At 48.8% G+C, this 21,324-nt stretch carries 18 protein-coding genes, 1 pseudogene and 1 other annotated feature; of the genes and pseudogenes, 2 read left to right on the top strand and 17 right to left on the bottom strand.

All coding sequences use genetic code 11. The features are described 5' to 3' along the window. Nucleotides 1–11: 11 nt before the first annotated feature. The 6 genes from der to M1D61_RS08595 form a co-directional block, all read right to left on the bottom strand. Entirely contained in the window at nucleotides 12–1,334 is a 1,323-nt protein-coding gene (der, locus tag M1D61_RS08620; RefSeq protein ID WP_458121969.1) for a ribosome biogenesis GTPase Der, read from the bottom strand. A gap of 547 nt (nucleotides 1,335–1,881) precedes the next feature. Next, nucleotides 1,882–3,120, bottom strand: coding sequence for a 30S ribosomal protein S1 (gene rpsA / locus M1D61_RS08615; protein WP_046215003.1), 1,239 nt, complete (start codon nucleotides 3,118–3,120; stop codon nucleotides 1,882–1,884). A 67-nt stretch (nucleotides 3,121–3,187) separates the two neighbouring features. Further along, entirely contained in the window at nucleotides 3,188–3,766 is a 579-nt protein-coding gene (locus M1D61_RS08610; protein ID WP_458122455.1) for a lysophospholipid acyltransferase family protein, read from the bottom strand. Next, a complete protein-coding gene (cmk, locus tag M1D61_RS08605; RefSeq protein WP_407668027.1) occupies nucleotides 3,766–4,470 on the bottom strand; it encodes a (d)CMP kinase in 705 nt (234 codons plus the stop codon). The genes M1D61_RS08610 and cmk overlap by 1 nt, the downstream gene beginning before the upstream one ends. Before the next feature lie 420 nt (nucleotides 4,471–4,890). Beyond that, nucleotides 4,891–5,589 carry a glutamic-type intramembrane protease PrsW gene (gene prsW / locus M1D61_RS08600; RefSeq protein WP_458121968.1) on the bottom strand — a complete coding sequence of 233 codons (699 nt, stop codon included), beginning with the start codon at nucleotides 5,587–5,589 and terminating at the stop codon, nucleotides 4,891–4,893. Nucleotides 5,590–5,724: 135 nt separating this feature from the next. Beyond that, a complete protein-coding gene (locus M1D61_RS08595) occupies nucleotides 5,725–6,336 on the bottom strand; it encodes a genetic competence negative regulator (RefSeq protein ID WP_458121967.1) in 612 nt (203 codons plus the stop codon). 398 nt (nucleotides 6,337–6,734) lie between these two features. On the opposite strand from M1D61_RS08595, the gene M1D61_RS08590 reads away from it, so the two are divergent. Further along, nucleotides 6,735–7,628: a polysaccharide deacetylase family protein gene (locus M1D61_RS08590; RefSeq protein WP_458121966.1), complete on the top strand. Its 894-nt coding sequence runs from the start codon at nucleotides 6,735–6,737 to the stop codon at nucleotides 7,626–7,628. A gap of 115 nt (nucleotides 7,629–7,743) precedes the next feature. Here M1D61_RS08590 and M1D61_RS08585 read toward each other — a convergent pair whose 3' ends face one another. Further along, on the bottom strand, nucleotides 7,744–8,160 hold the full coding sequence (locus M1D61_RS08585; RefSeq protein WP_458121965.1) for a hypothetical protein: 417 nt from the start codon (nucleotides 8,158–8,160) through the stop codon (nucleotides 7,744–7,746). Further along, nucleotides 8,157–8,750, bottom strand: a complete 594-nt coding sequence (locus tag M1D61_RS08580) for a CPBP family intramembrane glutamic endopeptidase (RefSeq protein WP_458121964.1) — start codon at nucleotides 8,748–8,750, stop codon at nucleotides 8,157–8,159. The genes M1D61_RS08585 and M1D61_RS08580 overlap by 4 nt, the downstream gene beginning before the upstream one ends. A 341-nt stretch (nucleotides 8,751–9,091) precedes the next feature. Then, nucleotides 9,092–9,323: a binding site (T-box leader), on the top strand. 231 nt (nucleotides 9,324–9,554) lie between these two features. On the opposite strand from M1D61_RS08580, the gene serA reads away from it, so the two are divergent. Next, nucleotides 9,555–11,147 (top strand): phosphoglycerate dehydrogenase, encoded by a 1,593-nt coding sequence (serA, locus tag M1D61_RS08575; RefSeq protein WP_458121963.1) that lies wholly within the window; start codon nucleotides 9,555–9,557, stop codon nucleotides 11,145–11,147. Between the two features lie 95 nt (nucleotides 11,148–11,242). On the opposite strand, the gene M1D61_RS08570 is transcribed toward serA, so the two are convergent. From M1D61_RS08570 to ribE, 9 genes and pseudogenes are all read right to left on the bottom strand, one after another. Then, on the bottom strand, nucleotides 11,243–12,664 hold the full coding sequence (locus tag M1D61_RS08570; protein WP_458121962.1) for a HAMP domain-containing sensor histidine kinase: 1,422 nt from the start codon (nucleotides 12,662–12,664) through the stop codon (nucleotides 11,243–11,245). Further along, nucleotides 12,665–13,381, bottom strand: coding sequence for a response regulator transcription factor (locus M1D61_RS08565; protein ID WP_458121961.1), 717 nt, complete (start codon nucleotides 13,379–13,381; stop codon nucleotides 12,665–12,667). It abuts the gene before it with no gap. A 170-nt stretch (nucleotides 13,382–13,551) separates the two neighbouring features. Further along, on the bottom strand, nucleotides 13,552–14,271 hold the full coding sequence (locus M1D61_RS08560) for a pseudouridine synthase (RefSeq protein ID WP_046214994.1): 720 nt from the start codon (nucleotides 14,269–14,271) through the stop codon (nucleotides 13,552–13,554). A 280-nt stretch (nucleotides 14,272–14,551) separates the two neighbouring features. Then, complete coding sequence (locus M1D61_RS08555) at nucleotides 14,552–17,161, bottom strand: beta-mannosidase (RefSeq protein ID WP_458121960.1); 2,610 nt, start codon at nucleotides 17,159–17,161, stop codon at nucleotides 14,552–14,554. A 318-nt stretch (nucleotides 17,162–17,479) separates the two neighbouring features. Beyond that, a complete protein-coding gene (gene scpB, locus M1D61_RS08550) occupies nucleotides 17,480–18,184 on the bottom strand; it encodes an SMC-Scp complex subunit ScpB (RefSeq protein WP_458121959.1) in 705 nt (234 codons plus the stop codon). Further along, nucleotides 18,153–18,944: a segregation and condensation protein A gene (locus tag M1D61_RS08545; protein WP_046214992.1), complete on the bottom strand. Its 792-nt coding sequence runs from the start codon at nucleotides 18,942–18,944 to the stop codon at nucleotides 18,153–18,155. The genes scpB and M1D61_RS08545 overlap by 32 nt, the downstream gene beginning before the upstream one ends. Before the next feature lie 221 nt (nucleotides 18,945–19,165). Beyond that, a complete protein-coding gene (gene ribH / locus M1D61_RS08540; protein ID WP_046214991.1) occupies nucleotides 19,166–19,633 on the bottom strand; it encodes a 6,7-dimethyl-8-ribityllumazine synthase in 468 nt (155 codons plus the stop codon). 315 nt (nucleotides 19,634–19,948) lie between these two features. After that, nucleotides 19,949–20,566, bottom strand: a pseudogene (gene ribB, locus M1D61_RS08535) (3,4-dihydroxy-2-butanone-4-phosphate synthase); the annotation flags it as partial. Between the two features lie 57 nt (nucleotides 20,567–20,623). Further along, a complete protein-coding gene (ribE, locus tag M1D61_RS08530; RefSeq protein WP_458121958.1) occupies nucleotides 20,624–21,295 on the bottom strand; it encodes a riboflavin synthase in 672 nt (223 codons plus the stop codon). Nucleotides 21,296–21,324 lie beyond the last annotated feature (29 nt).

The raw sequence follows: 21,324 nt of genomic DNA, 5'->3' as shown, positions 1-21,324 counted from the left end.
AGCTTCTCTCCTTAATCGTCCGATGATTTGCGACGTGTAAAGATACGGATCGGCGTTCCTACGAAATCAAAAGCCGCCCGGATTTTATTTTCCAGATAACGTTCATAGGAAAAGTGCATCATTTCCGGCTCATTGACAAATACGATAATGGTAGGTGGTTTTACCGCTACCTGGGTTACATAGTTAATACGCAGACGTTTCCCTTTATCGGTTGGAGGCGGATTGATCGCAATCGCATCTGAAATGACATCATTGAGTAGATGCGTCGGAATACGCAGGGAATGCTGCTCGGCTACCTGCTGTACGACAGGCAGAAGCTTGTGAATACGCTGTTTGGTCAGTGCAGACAGGAATACAACCGGAGCATACTGCATAAATAGGAAGTGATCACGGATATTGTTCTCGAAATGCTGCATCGTTTTATCATCTTTCTCGACAACGTCCCATTTGTTTACAACGATAATGGCGGCTTTACCCGCATCATGTGCATAACCGGCAACGTGTTTATCCTGGTCGATAATGCCCTCTTCGCCGTTGATTACCATTAGAACGACGTCTGCACGCTCAATCGCTTTCATCGCACGCATCACGCTGTATTTCTCGGTGTTTTCATAGACTTTACCGCGTTTGCGCATCCCGGCCGTATCAATCAGTACATAACGCTGTCCATCCCGTTCAAACGGAGTATCTATCGCATCGCGCGTTGTACCCGCTACACTGCTGACGATAACCCGCTCTTCGCCCAGAATGGCGTTAACGAGTGAAGATTTACCAACGTTAGGACGTCCGATCAGTGCAACACGAATTACATCCTCACCGTACTCATCGTCTTCCAGCTCAGGCAGATTGGCTACGATGGCATCCATCAGATCCCCCATACCGCTGCCATGACTGCCGGAGACTCCGATTGGATCGCCGAAGCCTACATTATAAAATTCATAAATATCATCCATTCGGTTCATGTTATCGACTTTGTTGACAGCTACGATAACAGGTTTGCGGGAGCGATACAGAATCTGTGCCACTTCCTCGTCGGACTGGGTTAAGCCGCTTTTGACGTCACACATAAATACGATTACATCCGCTTCAGCGATAGCGAGCTCCGCCTGCATCCGGATCGATTTGAGCATCATATCTTCGCCATCCAGTTCAATACCACCGGTATCAATTACACTGAAAGGCTTGCCATTCCATTCTGAAGTTCCATATATCCGGTCACGGGTTACCCCCGGGCGGTCTTCTACAATTGCCAACCGGTCACCGATCATCCGGTTAAATACCGTTGATTTACCCACATTCGGGCGTCCAACGATTGCTACTACGGGTCTTGCCATAGGTTTTTTCCTCCTGTTCTATCTTTCCGTTAATCATCATAGCAAAAAACCATTGCCTTGGCTAACATTATGATGAATTTTAACGTCAGTGAAAAGCAATAATCGGCGAACCCATTACGGATTCGCCGATTATCTGGTGAACTTAGCCGTTGAATCCTCCGCAATAATCTGGTGGACTGTACGGGTTAAGCCCTGAAATATTTATGCTGGTTAAGTGAAAGTGGAAGCGCTAGTGTTTTCTCAGAACCAATAGCATAGACAGTGGCTTTGAACCGCAGTTTGTCTGCCAGCAAATGAAATTTGCATTTCGGATTTGCTGTAAGAAATGGGCGGGTTAAAGTTATTGTATGTGCATAATGGTCATGCGTCTAAACGGCACTAGAGCGTTGCCGTTTAGGGAGCAAGAAGAGCACTTGCTCCTGCATCCAATCTAAACGGCATTAGAGCATTGCCGTTTAGGGAGCAAGGAGAGCACTTGCTCCTGCATCCAATCTAAACGGCATTAGAGCATTGCCGTTTAGGGAGCAAGGAGAGCACTTGCTCCTTATCACTTAAATTTGCTGAGTTTGTCGCCGAAGAGGTCGCCCAATGTTACGTTCATGCCCTGATTGCTCAGAGATACGTTAGGGTTGTTCAGCTCTTCTTGTTTCGGAGCTCGGTTGCCCTTGTTGCTGTGTTCTCTAGGAGCTTTTGGCTCGTCTGCAGGAGCTTCTTCGGTTTCTTTAATGCTCAGGCTAACGCGTTTTTCGCTAGGATTTACATCCAGTACTTTAACGGAAACGGTTTGACCTTCTTCCAGTACTTCTTGCGGAGTACCGATGTGTTTGTGGGAGATTTGGGAAATGTGAACCAGACCTTCCACTCCTGGAGCGATTTCAACGAATGCGCCGAAGTTCACCAGGCGTTTTACTTCACCGGTTACTACATCGCCAGTATGGAATTTCTCTGCTGCTGTCTCCCAAGGACCTGGTTGAGCTGCTTTGATACTAAGACTGATTTTGCCTTTTTCAGGATCAACGCGCAGAACTTTTACTTTCACTTCGTCGCCTTCGGACAGCACGTCAGCCGGTTTGTCCACATGTGTCCAAGCAATCTCGGATACGTGTACCAGACCATCTACACCGCCTACATCAACGAATGCACCGAATTGAGTCAGACGCTGTACAGTACCTGTCAGCTCCTGGCCTTCTTGCAGGCTTTCCATGATTTTGTGCTTGTTGGACTCGTATTCCGCTTCCAGCACTTCTTTTTGGGACAGGATTACTTTGTTGTTTTCGCGGTCCAGTTCTTTTACTTTAACGCGAAGTGTACGACCTTTGTAATCGCTGAAGTCTTCTACGAAATGACGCTCTACCATGGATGCAGGGATAAATCCACGTGCGCCCACGTCAGCTACCAGTCCGCCTTTTACAACATCGGACACAGTAACTTCGAATACTTCACCAGACTCAAAGCGCTGTTCCAGTGTTTCCCATGCGTTTTCACTGTCGATCGCACGCTTGGACAGAACGAGAGTTTCTTTCTCGTCATTGATGCTTACGACTTTGCATTCCACTTCCTGGCCCACTTCTACAGCTTCAGAAGCGCTGTCTACGTGTACTGAAGAAAGTTCACGGACTGGAATAACACCGTCATATTTATATCCAATACTTACATAAGCTTGATTATCATCAATTTTGACGATTGTTCCTGTGACTGTGTCACCTTTCTTCACGGAGACGATCTGATCCATTGCCTCCTGGTTTGTAACTTCGGTAGTTTCTTGGTTATTATTTTCTTCCGACATGTCAATACCCTCCTCGATTCAAACCCCATTTATTTAAACTCGCAGTAATGCTGAGTTCAAAACACATTCATTGATTTTCGTGGATAATTTTACGGATAGCTTCCATAATTTTCTCCGTTGCTTCTTCAGCCGTACCTGTCGCATCTTTGCCTTTGTAAGCGGAAAGGTCAACCGGTGGACCATATACAACCTTGGTTGTACGAAAAAGCTTGTAGTTTCCAATAATCGCAGCCGGAATAACTGCCGCATCACTCCGCAATGCAAAAGTTGCAGCGCCACGCTTGGCAGCCGCCGCCTGAGAATTGCGCGTACCTTCAGGGAAAATACCCATTATACCGCCTTCACGTAAAATGGTGAGCGCAGTACGGATCGATTCCTTGCTGATGCCGCCCCGTTTGACCGGAAAGGCACCAAGTCTTGCAATAATCGGTCCCAATACAGGAGCATGGAACAGCTCTTCCTTGGCCATAAAGCGAACCTGGCGTTTAATCAGGATGCCTACCATGGGAGGATCCAGATTACTGATGTGGTTGGAACAGAGCAGTACGCCACCTTCCTGCGGGATATGCTCTAATCCTTCAGCCTTAATGCGGAACAGAATGCGATAAAAAAAGCGTATAAGAGCGCGAATGAATCGATAGAACATCATTGGACTCTCCCTGCCATTGTAGTATGGGCCAGCATCAGTATGTGATCGGATACTTGATCGATAGACATCGACGTTGTATCCAGTACCACTGCATCATCTGCACATACCAGCGGAGAAAATTCACGTTGCTCATCCAGCTGATCCCGTTCTGCAATCTCGCGTTCAAGCTGCTCCAGTGTAATACCCTCCGAAGCATCCATTTCTGCATACCTGCGTCTGGCACGTTCCTGCACAGTTGCTGTCATAAAGATCTTCAACTCTGCATCTGGAAGCACATGAGTACCGATATCGCGTCCATCCATCACAACGCCTTTACGCAAAGCCATTTGCCGCTGTAAAGACGATAGCTTTACTCTCAGCCCCTCGATTTGCGCATATCGTGACACAATCCGGTTCACGGTCAGACTACGAATATCTGCAGTTACATCCGCTCCATTAGCCAGGACCTTCTGTCCCTGTTCATCAGGTATTAATTCAATCACCAGATTCTGTGCTTCTTGAAGCACCTTTTCGGCATTTTCAGGTTCAATATTTAATTGAAGCATATGCCATGTGACGGCGCGGTACATTGCTCCCGTATCGACATATACATAGCCAAGCCGCTTCGCGACCATACGTGCAATTGTACTTTTCCCTGCGCCGGCAGGTCCATCAATCGCAATGTTGATTTTCCCGTTATGTTCTAACATTTGGCGTTCCAACCGGGAACTCCCCCTCAACCATCATACTCCAACTCAATAAAAAAGCAGGCATTGCCTGCGTCAAGCAAATTATAACACAGACCCCTAGAACATGCAAAAGCGTACAGTACACCAGAAAGTACAAAAATCCAATTTCCGCTTAAAAAGGAACAGATCCATTTTTGCCAATCGGTATCGGGATGGTATTGCAGCGCTTGTCTCTACCTTCACTCGTCTGTCCCAAAGGTCTGACAATCAAAGCGGACTGCCTAAGCGCGTTGTATCCTGCAGAACCACTCTCCAATGGTATCTTTCTCTATTGATAGTACTGAAACTATATGTCAATGCACTCCGTTTGCAGCGCCGCCGACTATATTTTACAAAAATAAAACCTGTAGTTCGGAACTGTTGTCCAACTGCAGGTTTTATTGATGTGTCTATTTACGTATTTATTTCTTCTTCCCTTTTAACAAACCGAAAAGGTGAGCGGTTATTCGCACGTGCAATCTTGATCATGCCTCCGTACCAGAGGAACAACATTAGCGGTATAATGTACCACATCCAGTGCTGGGTAACCGTCTGCAGGATAAAGTCATATACACCATGCCAAAATAATGGCAATACCAGCGCACAAGCCAGAAACAAACGGCGTTTGCGTGAAGTGGCGGTGAATTTGGCTTTGCCTACATAGTAACCCATAATGACACCGAACAATGCATGTCCGGATACCGGCAGCAGACCGCGTGCAAGCAGCGACATGACCGACATCGAATTATAGAGCGCATAGAGCACATTTTCCAGTGTGGCAAATCCGAGTGAAAGTGCAACAGCATAGACGATTCCATCATAAGGCTCATCAAATTCCGTATGGTTATACAGCATGTGATAAATGATAAACCATTTGGCTGCTTCCTCTACACCGGCAGAGATTAGAAAAGAGAAAACATACGGACTTTCTCCCAAACCGAGTACCATTGCCCGCTGAATAATCATGATCGGAAATACGATAGCTATTCCGAGCAGGAAAAACTTGATTACCAGATGAAGCGGTTCGGTGTCGTATTTATCCTTGAGATAGACATATACAAGCAGTGCAATACCCGGAGCTATTGCAGCCATCAGAATTGAAAATAAAGACACCCAGATTCCCCCTCATCGATTTATAGCCAGACCACCGGTGATGTGCCGTTATGTGCAACATACAAAATAGGAACTCCTTCCGGCCGGTTTGGACTATTTATTAGTGAAGGAAATACCTGGATGCCTTGATTTCATTCAGTCATTACGCTTGAAATGGTCACAGATAATCTGTACCGCATTTTCCGGCATGACCACCTTGCCATACTCTTCCAGCATGGCTTCGGTAACCGAAGTGGCATCACCAAATTCAGCCAGCACAGCAATAAGGGCTGCATGCTTGGACATATCCACCTCAGCCGGATCAAGGGTAAACACCCACTGATCTTTGTAATGATACAGTCTTCCAGCCTCCGTTACGTTCTGGGAAAGCGTATGCGCCGCTTCGATCAATGTCTCGAAGTCCTTGAAGGCATAGGCGATAAAATCGGTCTCTTCCAGAGTAACTTCCATCTCGTATATCTCATCAGCCAGATCATCTTCGTTCATGGTACCCAGATGCTGATCATATTTACCGCGAGTTACTATCACTACCATACCCTGTGCAGGAAGCGCGAATACTTCAACCGCCAGTGGACCGGTAGCATCAAACCCAAGCTCCGTATAAGCCTGGTCCATCATTTCAGTGAACAGGTCATGCACTTTTGGAATCTCCTGCCACATATCTTCTTTTTGAATCCCGCGCTCAGTGAGATCATCAAAGGTAAGGAAAATCCGTATTTTGTCTGAGCTCAATCTTTCTATTTTCATGATAGGATCCCCCTTGAAAACATAGGTTGTGATCACGCATAATGCGTGTCATCCATTCCCTATTCATATGGTTTAAATATAGCAAGGCTATATTATATATGTTACCATTTATTATCCTTAAATGCACGTAATAAAACGCTTTGCACATAATTATGATTGTAAGCGTTTTATCGTTTTACGGTTGATTCAGCACTCTACTTTTTGGGTTATTAGGCATTTGTATGCCCAAATCGCATAGAAAGTTTATACAAGTGTTGATTTTTCATGCCGATTAGGGATTTAATTTACATAGGCGTACTGTTGTCCAAGTAAGTGAGCAGGATAGCTTCTCAAAATTATTTTCATGGACATCAGCGGCTTGGCTACAGAAACTACAGACAGAAAAGAGCGTGAAATGAATGGGTAAGAAAACTGCGGGCTGGCTGCTCCTTTCCGTGCTAATGTTATCTGCATGCAGCAACCAGACCACCGCCGAAAATACGGGTGCCAATCAGCCCCCCGCCACACCGACTGCTATTACAGAACAAAGCTCCGAATCCGGCACGACGCCACAGAATGGAGCTGAAGGTACGGCTTCCACTGATTCAATGGAAGCCAAAACGCAGGACAGCAGTAATAAGCCGGCTGAAGATGCCAAAGCCGAAGCACCTGCAAGCTATACATATCATATGAACAAAAACTATGATATTGTGCCGAACAAAGAATCGGACAAAACACCGAAAAAAGTCGTTCTGCTGACTTTTGACGATGGTCCAAAAGAAGCAAAAATGATTAACAGCATGATGGATACGCTCGACAAGCATCATGCCCGTGCCATTTTCTATGTGAATGGCAGCCGTGTCAAGCAGCATCCAGAGCTGCTCAAATTGATTCATGACCGCGGAGGCGTGATCGGCAACCACACCTATGATCATATCGTACTCAAAAATGAATCGGCCGCCAAAGTAAAGCAGCAAATTGAAGACACCCAGAAAATTATTGAGGAAACGATCAATGTTACACCACGCTTCCTGCGTCCGCCAAACGGAGCAGGCAATGATGCCGTGCATGAAGTCGCTGCCAAAAACAACCTGATGTACATGAACTGGTCTGTAGGCTCGCTGGACTGGGTTAACCAGGATGATCCACAAGCGGTAATTACCAATGTGATGGATCAGCTGCATTCTGGCAGCAACATTCTGATGCATGAACTGCCATGGACAGTGGAAGCGCTGGATCAGCTGCTGACCAAGCTGGAAGCCAAAGGATATACTTTTGTCGATCCGGATACGATTGAACCGGAAATGCGTTAAGCAAACAACATATAGGCATATAAAAACGCAGAGCTGCGGAATCATGCGAGCTCTGCGTTTTTGGTTTTTAATGTTATCAATCAAGCAGCTGTTGGCTGTTCAAGGGTGGCGCCAGTTACTGCAGAAGCATACTTTTGAATTTGTCCCAGCTCAGCATAAAGCCGGAAAGCTTGAAGCCCCACCAGAGCAGCATACCTGTCAGTACGACAAACATGAAGATCAGATAGCCGTAAAAGAACTTGGCCAGTTTGATTTTGCGGGCCGGATAGATTGTACTGCGAGGCGCATATTCCTTCTCTGCCTCTCCTTCTTCTCCTTCGCCCTGTTCCTGCCGATCTGCCTCCAAAGCCGGGTTCATCGGGTTGTATGCTGCCTGCCGTACTGTTTGGGATGATCGCTTGCTACGGCCGCCAGGCAGCTTGATCCGCCCGCCGATCAGCAATCCTTCATCTCGATTACTGCCAAAACGCTCTATTCTGCTTGTATCTCTAGCTGTGCTGTAACGTTCCAACCTGCTTAGACGTTCGCTCATTTTTCCCTCCGCAACGAAATAATCAGACCGGATATCAGGTCAATCATAAAATGACATAAAATGGGTGCCCATAATGTACCGGATTCAATATAAATATACCCAAGAGCGTAGCTGCTGACAAACACCCAGCCAGTCGGAATCCAGTGACGCAGATACCGAAAGTGAATGGCTGCAAAAATAATGCTGGTCCAGTACGGTCCAAAGGCATGCTGAATGGCTCCGCGAAACAGAACTTCCTCACAGATGCCGACGATCATGGTAATGATCACGATATGCCAGATCGGCCGGTTTTTAAAAATCATTTCGTTAATCCCGCCATCATCCATGCTGCTCTCCGGAATTATTCTTGAAATAAACAGATCGGCCAGCAACATCGCTCCAGCGAGTCCGAGTCCCCACCATACAAATTGTAGATTGGTCGGCAGCTGAAACAGCAGAAATGGATTGCGTCCCTGCAGCCATATCCAGATCAGACCGACAAGCAGTGTGAGTCCCTGGGTCAGATACAGATTGGCAAGCAAAAGCTTGTCAGTCAGCTGTTCGGGCTGTACCCTTTTTAATTTAAACGATCGAAACTTGCCTTTTTTCATAATCACAATCCTCTTGGTTAAGCATTGAGCCGAATGCCCACTTTCCATTGATAAAATTCATTATAACATGATATCCCCCAAAGCAAATAATCCTCTTGCCGGTTCGTTCGCTATTCCCGCCTATCCGGCGTGATCGGTACGCTATATAGACCGCTGAACCTGTGTTGAGCAGCAGAATATAATTATGCTGTATTTGATTACGTTTATGGGATACAATAGGATTCAACAGAGCATAATACGTATATTCGTCCACTTTTCACATTTAATATTCGTGTTTGATTCCTAAATACGTTATTGACATGGTATGTAACCCATGGTACATTATGAAAAATTAAATTACTTTAACGTCTGTGAAGGAAAAAAATTGCACTCTGGTTTTCAGAGAGCCGGTGGTTGGTGCAAACCGGTAAACCGATTGTATATTTTGAGCGTTCCTGAGTCACTGTATTGAAATTGGAGTAGGTACAGTCGGGTGATTCCGTTATGAATCCGGTCAATTGATTTGACCATAAGGCTGCTTCTTGTGAGAGAACAGCGAATTAGGGTGGTACCACGACAGCTCTCGTCCCTTGACTACAATCGTAGTGTGCGGATGAGTGCTTTTTTTGTATAATTTTCGCTTTTGTGCGTTAGTGCGTTTGTTCGGTAATTAAATGGAGTCAGGATCATCGGGATATTAACATTTGCAGCTGTCTGTCAGCGTCCGTGACAGAGGCAGATGTTTATATAAAGCACAACCTGTACAGCCAACAAGGAGAATGACAAAAAAACAAAGAATGACCATTTTGGAGGAGGAAAGAAATAATGTTTAAGGTACTGGTATCTGATCCAATTAGCGATCTGGGGATTCAACAACTGATGGATGCTTCGGACATCACAGTAGAAAAAAAGACAGGACTCAGCGAAGACGAATTGACTGCTATTATCGGCGAATATGATGCACTGCTCGTACGCAGCCAGACGACGGTCACAGCCAAAATCATGGAAGCTGCAACCAACCTGAAAGTCGTAGGACGTGCAGGTGTCGGCGTCGACAATATCGATCTGGAAGCCGCTACCCAGCGCGGCATTATCGTCATCAACGCGCCGGACGGCAATACGATTACTACCTGTGAGCATACTTTTGCCATGATGATGGCTTTGGCACGCCATATTCCACAGGCCTATGCCAAAACCATTAACGGTACCTGGGACCGCAAATCTTTCCTCGGGGTCGAACTGCGTAACAAAACACTCGGCGTACTCGGTATGGGCCGCATCGGCAGTGAAGTCGCCAAGCGTGCCAAAGCATTTGGCATGGATATTCTCGGCTACGATCCATTCCTGACTCAGGAGCGTGCCGACAAGATGGGTGTCAAGCTGGCCAGTGTGGATGATATTCTGCAGCATGCCGACTTTATGACAGTGCATACACCACTTACGCCGGAGACCAAGCATATGATCTCGACACCGCAATTCCAGATCATGAAAAAAGGAATGCGTATCATCAACTGTGCCCGCGGCGGCGTCATCGATGAGCTGGCACTGGTGGCGGCGATTGATGAAGGCATTGTGGCCGGAGCAGCCTTTGACGTATTCGAGAGCGAGCCACCGCAGGCAGATCACCCTTTCCTGAGTCATCCAAGCATTATCGTAACGCCTCACCTCGGCGCTTCCACGGTGGAAGCCCAGGAAAACGTAGCGATCGATGTATCCGAGCAGGTACTGCATATTCTGCGTGACGAGCCGTTCAAGAATGCAGTCAACATGCCTCCTGTCGCTGCAAGCGTCATGAACAAGCTGCAGCCGTACTTTGGACTGGGCGAGAAGCTGGGCAGCTTTGCCGCTCAAATCTCCGTACAGGCGATCCAGGAGATCCGTATCGACTATGCGGGCGATTTGTCCGAAGTGGATACCCAGCCGCTGACCCGCTATATTCTGAAAGGCATTCTCTCCCGTCATCTCGGTTCGGAAGCGAATATCGTCAACTCGCTGCATCTGGCCAAAGTGCGCGATCTGAATGTGATCGTCACCAGCGCTCCATCGACCAAAGGCTTTACCAATCTGATCACTGTGAGCCTGAAAGGCCAGGATGGCAGCGAACAGCGCATCTCCGGTACCCTGCTGAGCGGTTATGGGGAGCGTATTGTCCGCATCAATGATTATTCGGTGGATGTACTGCCTGCCGGTCACCAGATTCTCGTATCGCATACGGACAAACCGGGCATCATCGGTAATGTGGGCTCCCTGCTGGGTCAAAAAGATGTCAATATCGCCTCCATGCAGGTTGGACGGAAAATTGAAGGCGGCGAAGCGATCATGATCCTGACTGTGGATAAAGATGTGCCTAAGCAGGTACTCCTCGAGCTGACCAGCTTGCCGAACCTGAACACCGCACAGGAAGTTGTGCTGACTTAATAGATCAGAGGCTCTGCCGACAAAGCTACTCTTACAAATGAATATACTAAAAGAGCTCCTGCCGATAATCCGGTGCAGGAGCTCTTTTAGTATATTCAATCCCGGTCTTCATGATGCACAGGCAGCCGCAGGGTAAATACGGTTCCCTTGCCTACCTGACTGTCCGCAGTAATAGTCGCCTGATGTGCTTCGATAATATTGCGTACAATTGCCAGTCCAAGACCGGTACCACCGGATTCTCCGCGAACTCTTGCCTTGTCCGCCTTGTAAAAACGTTCAAAGATAAAAGGCAGATCTTCCAGCGGAATGCCTGCTCCGGTATCCTGGAAGGACACACGAACATTGCTGTCTTCCACCGCAGCGGTAACAGTAATGGTGCCACCAGCCTGTGTGTGACGGAATGCATTGTCCAGCAGATTGGTAAATACCTGCTCCAGACGGTCGGCATCCGCTTCCAGCATCAGCGGCGTTTCATCACGGACAAAATCCAGCTCCAGCTCACGTTCCTTGGCACGTACGGAGAACTTGCGATACACCCGGTCCATCAGTTCATTCAGATTCATCTGCCCGAAATTCATGTCCGTGTGCCCTGCCTCCATTCGCGACAGATCCAGCAGATCCTGTACCAGCCTGCTCATGCGCAGGGATTCATCGTAAATCACCTGCACCAGTTCATTGCTTTCTTCCGGTGAGGAAGCCATGCCATCGAGCAGCGCTTCACTGTAACCCTGAATCATCTGCAGCGGCGTTCGAATCTCGTGCGATACATTGGCGACAAAGTCGCGGCGCATTTTCTCTGCCTTGACCTCTTCGGTCACATCGCGCAGCACGGATACGGTACCGCGCACATCCTCGCCCGAGTACAGCGGCGTCATATTGACGGCCCATACCTGCTGCTTGACATGGATATTGGAGCTCTGATCCTGACGTTCCCGGATGACCCGCTCGAACATCGGATAGAGCGGTTCCGGCACTTTGGAAGCGGCCGCACCACTGCCATCCTGCTGTCCTTCCCAGCCGGCTTTGTGCCAGCTGTCCATGATCATTTCGCCGAGCGGGTTATGAAGGATCATATTGCCCTGCTTGTCAAAGGTAATTACACCGTCACCCATGCTGCGCAGTACGCTCGCCATCTGTTCCTTTTCCAGCTGCAGGTTCTGTATATTCTTTTCCAGTTCCTCGGCCATATGGTTAAAGGCGCTGGCCAGCTGACCAATCTCGTCACCGGTACGCAGCGCCAGACGGGTATTATACTTTCCTTTGCGGATACCGTCTGTTGCTTGAATCAGCTGCTGCATTGGCTGTGTAATCTTGGTCAACAGGAACAGCGCAAAAAAGGTGGTCAGCGCAAATCCAATAATCGATACATACGTAAACAGCCTTTTGATCGCGTCTGAATTGGTAAAATTGGTATCAATATAAGGCAGTAAAAACAACCCCAGCGTCAGCAGGACACAGGCGACCAGTCCACTGATCGTCAGCCATAATTTACCGACAAGCGTTCTCCAGAAGTCCACTTATTTAGGCACCTCTAACTTGTAGCCTACCCCCCAGACGGTCGTGATCATTGCGGCGGAATCAGGAGAGACCTTATTCAGTTTTTCACGCAAACGCTTAACATGGGTATCAACGGTACGCAGATCACCGAAAAATTCATAGTTCCATACATCCTTGAGCAATTCTTCCCGAGAGAATACTTTGTCCGGTGACGAAGCAAGGAAATGCAGCAGTTCATATTCCTTTGGTGTCAGACTGATCTCATGACCGCTTGCCATCACCCGGTGCGCGTCATGCTCAATAATCAGGTTCGGGAATACGATGTTGTTGCTTGAATTGTTTTCCTGGGATAGATAGGCGGTCGCCGATGAACGGCGCATGATCGCCTTGACCCGGTAGATGACTTCACGCGGACTGAATGGCTTTACCACATAGTCGTCAGCGCCCACTTCAAAGCCCTGTACGCGGTTTACCTCTTCGCCTTTGGCTGTCAGCATCAATACCGGTGTGGACTTGGATTGACGCAGACGGTTGCAGACTTCAATTCCGTCAATTCCCGGCAGCATCAGATCCAGCATAATCAGACCATAGTCGTCAGCAAGAGCTTTGCGCAGCGCGGTTTCACCATCTTCGGCTTCTTCGATTTCATAACCTTCTTTTTCCAGATACATGCGCAGCAGACGGCGAATGCGTTCTTCATCATCGACTACGAGAATACGGTTCAATTGTTCACTCATTTCCTAAAGCCCCCCAGCTGTGCGACGGAATATCAGAATTAATGATTTCTGTAGTTTTGATGGTCACCGGCAGGCTGTGCTGCCTGCAAATGACCTCCGGCGTACAGCTTCAGGCAGGCGAACCATAATGGTCGTGCCTGCCTGAAGCCGATGATCCGGTACTGCTTGCTTTATTTGGAGCCTCTTTGCAGAGCGTCCAGTTCCTGTTTACTCAGCGGGCGATGCAGGCCGCGCTTGAGATTGCCAATCAGCAGTTCGCCAAAAGCGATCCGTTTCAGACGAATCACTTTGTGGGACAACGCATCAAACATACGGCGGATCTGACGGTTCTTGCCTTCGTAGATCGTTACACGGATGGTAGCCTGCTTTTTGTCGGTATCGATATCGTAATACTCAGCCTCTGCCGGCTGGGTCATGCCATCCTCCAGCTGGATACCTCTGCGGAACTTGTCCAGAGAATCGCCGTGCGGCACGCCTTCTACCGTAACGAGATACGTTTTGGGTACGTGGTGCTTGGGATGAGTCAGTCTATTGGCCAGTTCGCCATCATTCGTCAGAATCAATAACCCTTCGGAGTCATAGTCCAGACGTCCAACCGGGAATACTCGTTCATTAACGCCTTTGAGATAGTCCTGCACGGTTTTCCGTCCTTCCGGATCGGTTACACTCGTGATGACTCCCTTGGGCTTATTAAACATATAATATACTTTCTTCTCAGCTGCGATGGATCTTCCGTTTACTGTAATCTCATCGACAGTCGGATCAGCCTTGGTTCCCAACTCAGTGACTACCTCACCATTGACGGTTACTTTTCCCGCCAGAATCAGTTCTTCACTTTTACGGCGTGAAGCTACACCCGCTTGAGCTAATATTTTCTGCAATCGTTCCATAATAGTCATTTCACCTCATGTTAATGATACTCATATGCGAACAAAATCACAAGATAAAGGATAAAGTTAACCCCCTTCTTCATTGTAATTCGGAGAAATCGGGCACTCATGAGAAGGTACAGCGGCTATTCCTGTGCAGAAAGCATACCGCTCATCCGGCAGTCGGCTGAACAATATATAATAAAGGAAGACAATAGAGATCGGTATTGCAAAAAAATCCTCAACCTGCCCGTATAGCAGCGGTTGAGGATTTTTGTAGGTAGGCGACCATTATAGATGTTTATTTGATATAGTCGGCCATCGATGTTACTTTCAGTCCCTCTGCACGGGACGGCACCATGGCTGCGGATGACAGACCATACTGCGGTTTACGTGATCCGCTTTGTACCACATCAGTCAGCTGGCAGAAATGAACACGATACGTCTGTCCCGGCAGCAGGTCAAAGAAGTTATCACTGAACTCCCCTGCATTATCCGCAGACAGCCATACCTGGCGGGCCAGCTTGTCTGTGGTCAGTTCGATTACAGTTACACCGTTTTCTTCTTTTTCCGTGACTATAATATTCGGTGGACTCATCGGAATATGCTTGTACGAGACAAAGTAGCTCAGCTGGGAATCAATCAGTTCTCCATCATGCTCCAGCTCAACGAGCAGCACCGCCTGATTCGGATCGACGCCATCCAGCAGATGATCTTTGGACAGGGACATCAGCTTCAGACATTCATTGCCTGCCAGGCTGAACGACTGCGGAATCTCCTTGTATAGTTCACCATCCGTGCCGAGTACTTTGACCCGGATCATCAGTGCGGCCGGAGCCAGCACATCGGAGATGGCATAGATATCAAACTGCTCTTTGCTTGAACCGTCTACCGATACGGCAATATCACGGAAGCTGCGCTTGGCGTAATAGTGCATCGCTTTCCAGCGGCCAAAGTAATCCATGCCTGCCCAGGAAGCGACCGGCCAGCAGTCATTCATCTGCCAGTACAGCGTACCCATGCAGTACGGCTTGTTGCGGCGGTGAGCTTCAATCGCCATCTGCATCGCCTCGGCCTGCAGCACCTGACTCATGTACAGGAAGGACGGAAAGTCTTTGGGTTCCGGCAAATATTTGTCCATGTATTCCTTGATCAGACGGTTACCGGCACCATTCTTCTGGTGACGCAGCATCACTTCGGATTCCAGTTCCATATCCGACTCTTCGGCATAGGTGCGAACAGAACGGTATTCCGGGAAAGATTGGAAACCATATTCGCTCATAAAGCGGCCAACATATTCGTTATACCGTTCAAACGGCTCGCTGGCATGCCATACGCCCCAGTAGTGAATATCTCCGCTATCCGTCAGTCCCTGAGTATGCTGCTCCACCGTATCGGTCATGTCGACCATCGGGGAAGATGCCCAGTAGTCGATACCCGGAGATTCGCTGGCTACCACGTCCGGCAGCAGTTCATGGAAAATGGCTTTGTAGTCGCTCCAGATCTGTTCGCGCTGCTCTACCGTATAATTCTTTTTCCAGCCCCAGCCACCATCTTCGATATAATGCGCCCATGCGGAATCCATTTCATTATTACCGCACCAGAGGACCACCGACGGATGATTGCGCAGACGGCGTACATTGTCTTCGGCTTCAGCCTGTACACTGTCCAGGAATTCTTCATCGCCCGGATACATACTGCAGGCAAACATAAAGTCCTGCCATACCATAATGCCGTATTCATCACATAGTTCATAGAATTCGTCATTCTCGTAAATACCGCCGCCCCATACGCGCAGCATATTCATATTGGCTTCGGCAGCTGATACGATCTCATGACGGTATCGCTCATAAGTGACGCTTGGCAGGAAGCTGTCATTCGGGATATGGTTGGCTCCTTTGGCAAAGACCGGCACCCCGTTCAGCTCAAAGTAGAATGAAGTGCCCGGGTAATCACCATGCTTTTCCCGTACCAGACGTACCGAACGGATACCGGTGCGGATGCTCTGCTCGGCCAGCTGATTTTGCTGGTCGGCTGTATCGGTCACAGATATTGTAAACGTATACAAGTTTGCTTCACCAAGACCTCTTGACCACCATAACTTGGGGTTTTCCAGCGTCAAAGGAATCTCAATGATATCGGTACCTTCCTGCAGCGTCACCTGCTGTTCCCAGTTCTGATCTTCTGTATGGATATGCAGATAGCCTTTGCGCTCCAGCTCGGAGTATACCTGGATGACAGCCGTGAGATCAGCGGATTCCGCCGTTACCTGATTTTGACGAATGTATACGTCTTCAATTCGTACGTCTGACCAGGCGACCAGCTCGGCTTCACGCCAGATTCCACTCGTTACAAAGCGCGGACCCCAGTCCCAGCCATAATGATAAGGCGCTTTGCGGGCAAAGATGCTGACACGCTGCTCGCCCAGCTCGCCTACGTCCGACTGATCATTGCTCGCCGGCAGCGCGTAACCAAGCGCTTCCAGTTTGGGCAGATCTTCCTGAATCGGAGAACGGAAATAGATGCGTACCGTGTTCTCTCCTTCTTTCACATATCCTTTCACATCGGCTCTCCAGGTACGGAACATATTATCTGCAGACAGCACCAGCTGATCGTTCAAATATACATCCGCATACGTATCGAGTCCGTGGAACAGCAGTTCCACATGGGAATGCTTCAGAGCGGATTGATCCAGCTGAATAGTCGTTATGTATTCCCAATCCTTTTTGTCGACCCATTGTACCTCTTTTTCATTTGTACCATAAAATGGATCGGGAATCAGATCGTGCGCCAGCAGATCGGTATGTACAGTACCCGGTACCTGAGCGGACAGCCATTCATTCTCATCAGCTGCCTTGAACTTCCACTCTTGCAGGGTGAGGCGGTAAGGCGTGATTTGCAGATTGCTCATCGCTTCATTCATCCTTTCGCTATTGGGTTATGCCTACACCTTACTATGACTGGAACCAATAATCAAATTAAATTGGGATTATGAATTATGCCAAAAAAGGATAAACCAACAGCCCGCTGTTTGCGGCAACGGTGTTACCGATCCGAGGGAATATTGAAATGGAATGTACAGCAGTACCACAGCTGTTAAGCCTTTACCAAAAAAGCAGACCTGCCGGATTTCTTCCGGGCGGTCTGCTTTTTATTGAACTGCTGATCGAGAGTACACATTTCCCATCCTATAAAACAGGATATTCACTTCCTGCACGCAAATGCCTGCTCAGCCTTTGTATTCCTCTTCATCCTGATGATGCAAAGATTCTGCTACCGGTTCTTCAGCCAGCACTTCTTCTGCCGCCTCGATCAGTTCCTCACCGAGTTCTTCCAGTGCAGGAATATCTTCATTATAGGTCTGTTCCTCGAGACGGTGAAACAGCAGCTGGGTCTCTTCTTCGAGATCCCCGGCATCCTCGAACAGGGCTGCATCCGGCAGTTCCCGCAGTCCGCTGAGACCGAAATAATCGAGAAACGCCTTGGTGGTTCCATATAAAATAGGACGACCGATCGCTTCGGCACGGCCCACTTCCTGAATCAGATCTTTGTTAACCAATGTATGAATCGGGCGTTCCGATTTGACCCCGCGAATCTCCTCAATCTCAATGCGCGTAATCGGCTGCCGGTAGGCAACGATCGACAGTGTCTCCAACGCAGCCTGAGACAGGGAAGAACGGTTGGGCGATTCTGCCAGCTTCTCATAATAGGACGCATGTGCCGGCAGCGTGGACAGCTGGTAGCTGCCTGCGATATGAATGATCTGAATGCCGCGGCGAGCTTTTTTGAGATCGGCCTGCAGTTCTTCGATCGCGATCTGGACCGTCTGTACCGGCTGATCGGTCACTTCGGCGATCTGCTTGACATTCAGTCCTTCCTCGCCTGACAGGAACAGCATGCCTTCAATAACTGCTTTCAACTTCTGGGACTTCATTAATGCTTATTTCTCCTCTCCACTCCATCACAATGTCATCAAAAAGCTGGCTCTGATAACACGAAATCTGCTTCATTTTCATCATTTCCAGTACAGCCAAAAATGTTACCACGATCTCATGGCGATACATGGCTTGATCCAGCAGTTTGGAGAACAGCAGGTTTTCTCCTCGTTCCAGGGCCAAAAATCGATTGGCCACTTCGCGAATCCGGTCCTTGACCGAGATCTCGTCACGCTGGATGCGGGTAATCTGTGTTCTCCGGCTCGCCCGGCGAAGCGCCTTGCGGAAGGCTTCCACCAGATCCATCGTATGCAATCCTTCTACCGGATTGTAATTGACTTTGGCGGTAAAGGGCTTGAGATCTTCCGGTTCCTTGGTAAAAATCAGACTCCGCTCTTCTTCCCGCTCACGCAGATGTCCGGCAATGCCCTTGTACTTGCGATATTCGACGAGCTTGCGCACCAGCTCTGCGCGCGGGTCCAGATCTTCTTCCTCATAATAATCAAAATCATCCATCTCCATGACCGGCGGTCTGGGCAGCAGCAGCTTGCTCTTGATCGACAGCAGCGTCGCCGCCATAACGAGAAACTCGCTCGTTACTTCGAGCTCAAGTTCCTTCATGCTATGAAGATACTCCAGATACTGTTCCGTGATTTCACTGATCGGAATATTCTGGATGTCAATTTCCGATTCGTCAATTAAATGAAGCAGCAAATCGAGCGGCCCTTCAAACGTTTCCAGTTTGTACAGTACAGTCACAGGCACACTCCTTTAATGGGATTCATTCGATGCGGCCCTGTTCTCCGGAAATGCATAACGCACATCTCCTCTATATTCAGGCAGTCGCAGCATCGACAAGCTTAACATACAAACCTTATTTTATCCTTAATGCATAGCTATGACCATACATATTCAGCAAAAAAGAGGCTCATTCCTTTTCAGGATAGCCTCTTTTCGGGAAAATCGCTACTATTCAGTAATTATTTCATCTGTCTGGTCAGATTCGCCATTTCAATTGCTGCATTTGCGGAATCCCAGCCTTTGTTGCCTGCTTTGGTACCAGCACGTTCAATGGCCTGCTCGATATTTTCGGTGGTTACCACGCCGAAGATGACCGGTACGCCTGTTTTCAGATTGATGGCGGATACGCCTTTGGCGACTTCGTTGCATACATAGTCATAATGACTGGTTGATCCGCGGATCACGGTGCCGAGTGTGATAACGGCATCATATTTGCCGGATTCAGCCATTTTCTGGGCGATCAGCGGAATTTCAAACGCTCCGGGTACCCAGGCGACGTCGATATTGTCCTGCGGTGTGCCGTGACGCTGGAGAGCGTCGAGTGCGCCGCTGAGCAGCTTGTTGGTGATGAACTCATTAAAACGTGCAACAACGATTCCGAATTTCAGATCCTGCGAGACTAAGTGTCCTTCAAAAATGTTAGCCATGGTTAGTTTCCTCATTTCAAGTAGGGTTAGTGGGGAGGCGGACAGCTGTTCCTGTGATGGGTCCGCTCGGGGAAAGATCAGCTGTCTGCCTCCCGAAAAAAGATGGTCGGATAGTAAGGCGGGCAAGGGCGCTGCGCTGCTTGCCTGGGGTTGCTGGTGGTGCTGGTTAGGTGATAGAAGTGATGCTTAGCTTGGTTCTGGGATGATGGTTTGGTGGTGCTCGTGGGATAGGATGACTGGAGTGACATGTTGGTATCTATCCCTGGAAAATACATTTTTTGCTTAAGTTGCCGGGTTGCTTGGGGTGGAGCTGGTTTTGGTTTGTAGATAGATGATCAGGGCTTGGATGCTAATGAGCTGCAGGTTGTGTTTGGTGGCGATGGTCCGCAGTTGGTCCAGGCGGGCCATGGTGCCGTCTTCGTTCATGATTTCGCAGATAACGCCTGCGGGATAAGCTCCACAGAGGCGGGCCAGGTCGATGGCGGCTTCCGTATGGCCGGGTCGGGACAGGACGCCGCCGGGATTGGCAATCAACGGGAACATGTGGCCCGGGCGGCGGAAATGTTCAGGGCCGGCTGATGGATCGGTAATCGCCCGTGCGGTCATGGAGCGCTCGTGGGCAGAGATGCCTGTCGATGTGCTCATATGGTCGACCGATACGGTAAAGGCGGTGCCGTGGTAATCCGTATTCTGGGATACCATCGGCTGCAATTGCAGCTGTTCGGCGCGTTCTGCCGTGATCGGCAGGCAGACGAGACCGCGTCCTTCGGTAACCATAAAGTTGATTACCTGCGGAGTGGCATGATCGGCGAGCGCTATAAAGTCGCCTTCATTTTCCCGGTCTTCATCATCCACGACGATGATAACTTTACCCTGCTGCAAATCGTGTAATGCTTCCTCAATCCGGTGCAAACCGGAAGGTTCGTTATCCATGGTAGGTCCCTCCTTGGTATAATAATGGGCTGCTGGCGAAAATGCTCCAATGATGCATTACATATATCCGTTTTCCTGCAAAAAATTGGCGGTCAGTACCGATTGGTGATTGGATTGTGCATCATTTGGTGAAGCGGAGCGGTACTGCAGCATATGCTCTACATACTTGCCGAGTACATCACATTCCAGATTTACGGTATCTCCAGGCTTACGGTGGGCAAGCACCGTTTCCTTGAGCGTATGCGGAATGATCGAGATGGTGAAGCTATCGTTCATGACTGCCACCACGGTTAGGCTAATGCCGTCGACAGCGATAGAGCCTTTGGGAATAATATAGCGGAACAGGGAAGTATCCTGCGGCTTGATCCGGAAAACGACCGCATTCTGGTTATGCTCCACCTGCTCGATGACAGCTGTTCCGTCGACATGACCCTGCACAATATGACCGCCGAATCGGCCATTGGCCGCCATCGCCCGTTCCAGGTTAATCGGGCTGCCGGAGTGAAGGTCCTTGAGACTGGACAGACGGTGGGTCTCCGGCATGACATCCACAGTGAACAGCGAACCCGCAATCGAGGTGACCGTCAGACAGACACCATTGCACGATACACTGTCACCGATCGCCAGACCGGGCATAATGCGGGAAGCAGTAATACCGAGGACCATCGTCTCGCCGCGGCGTTCGCTGCGCTTCAGGGTGCCGATTTCTTCAATCAATCCGGTAAACATGGGCTTCCTCCTTTGGTTCAGGATATGCT

It is taken from the genome of Paenibacillus sp. Z6-24 (genome assembly GCF_054161335.1).
The sequence above is the reverse complement of the archived record's forward strand: the minus strand, read 5'-3'. Positions and strand labels throughout refer to the sequence as shown.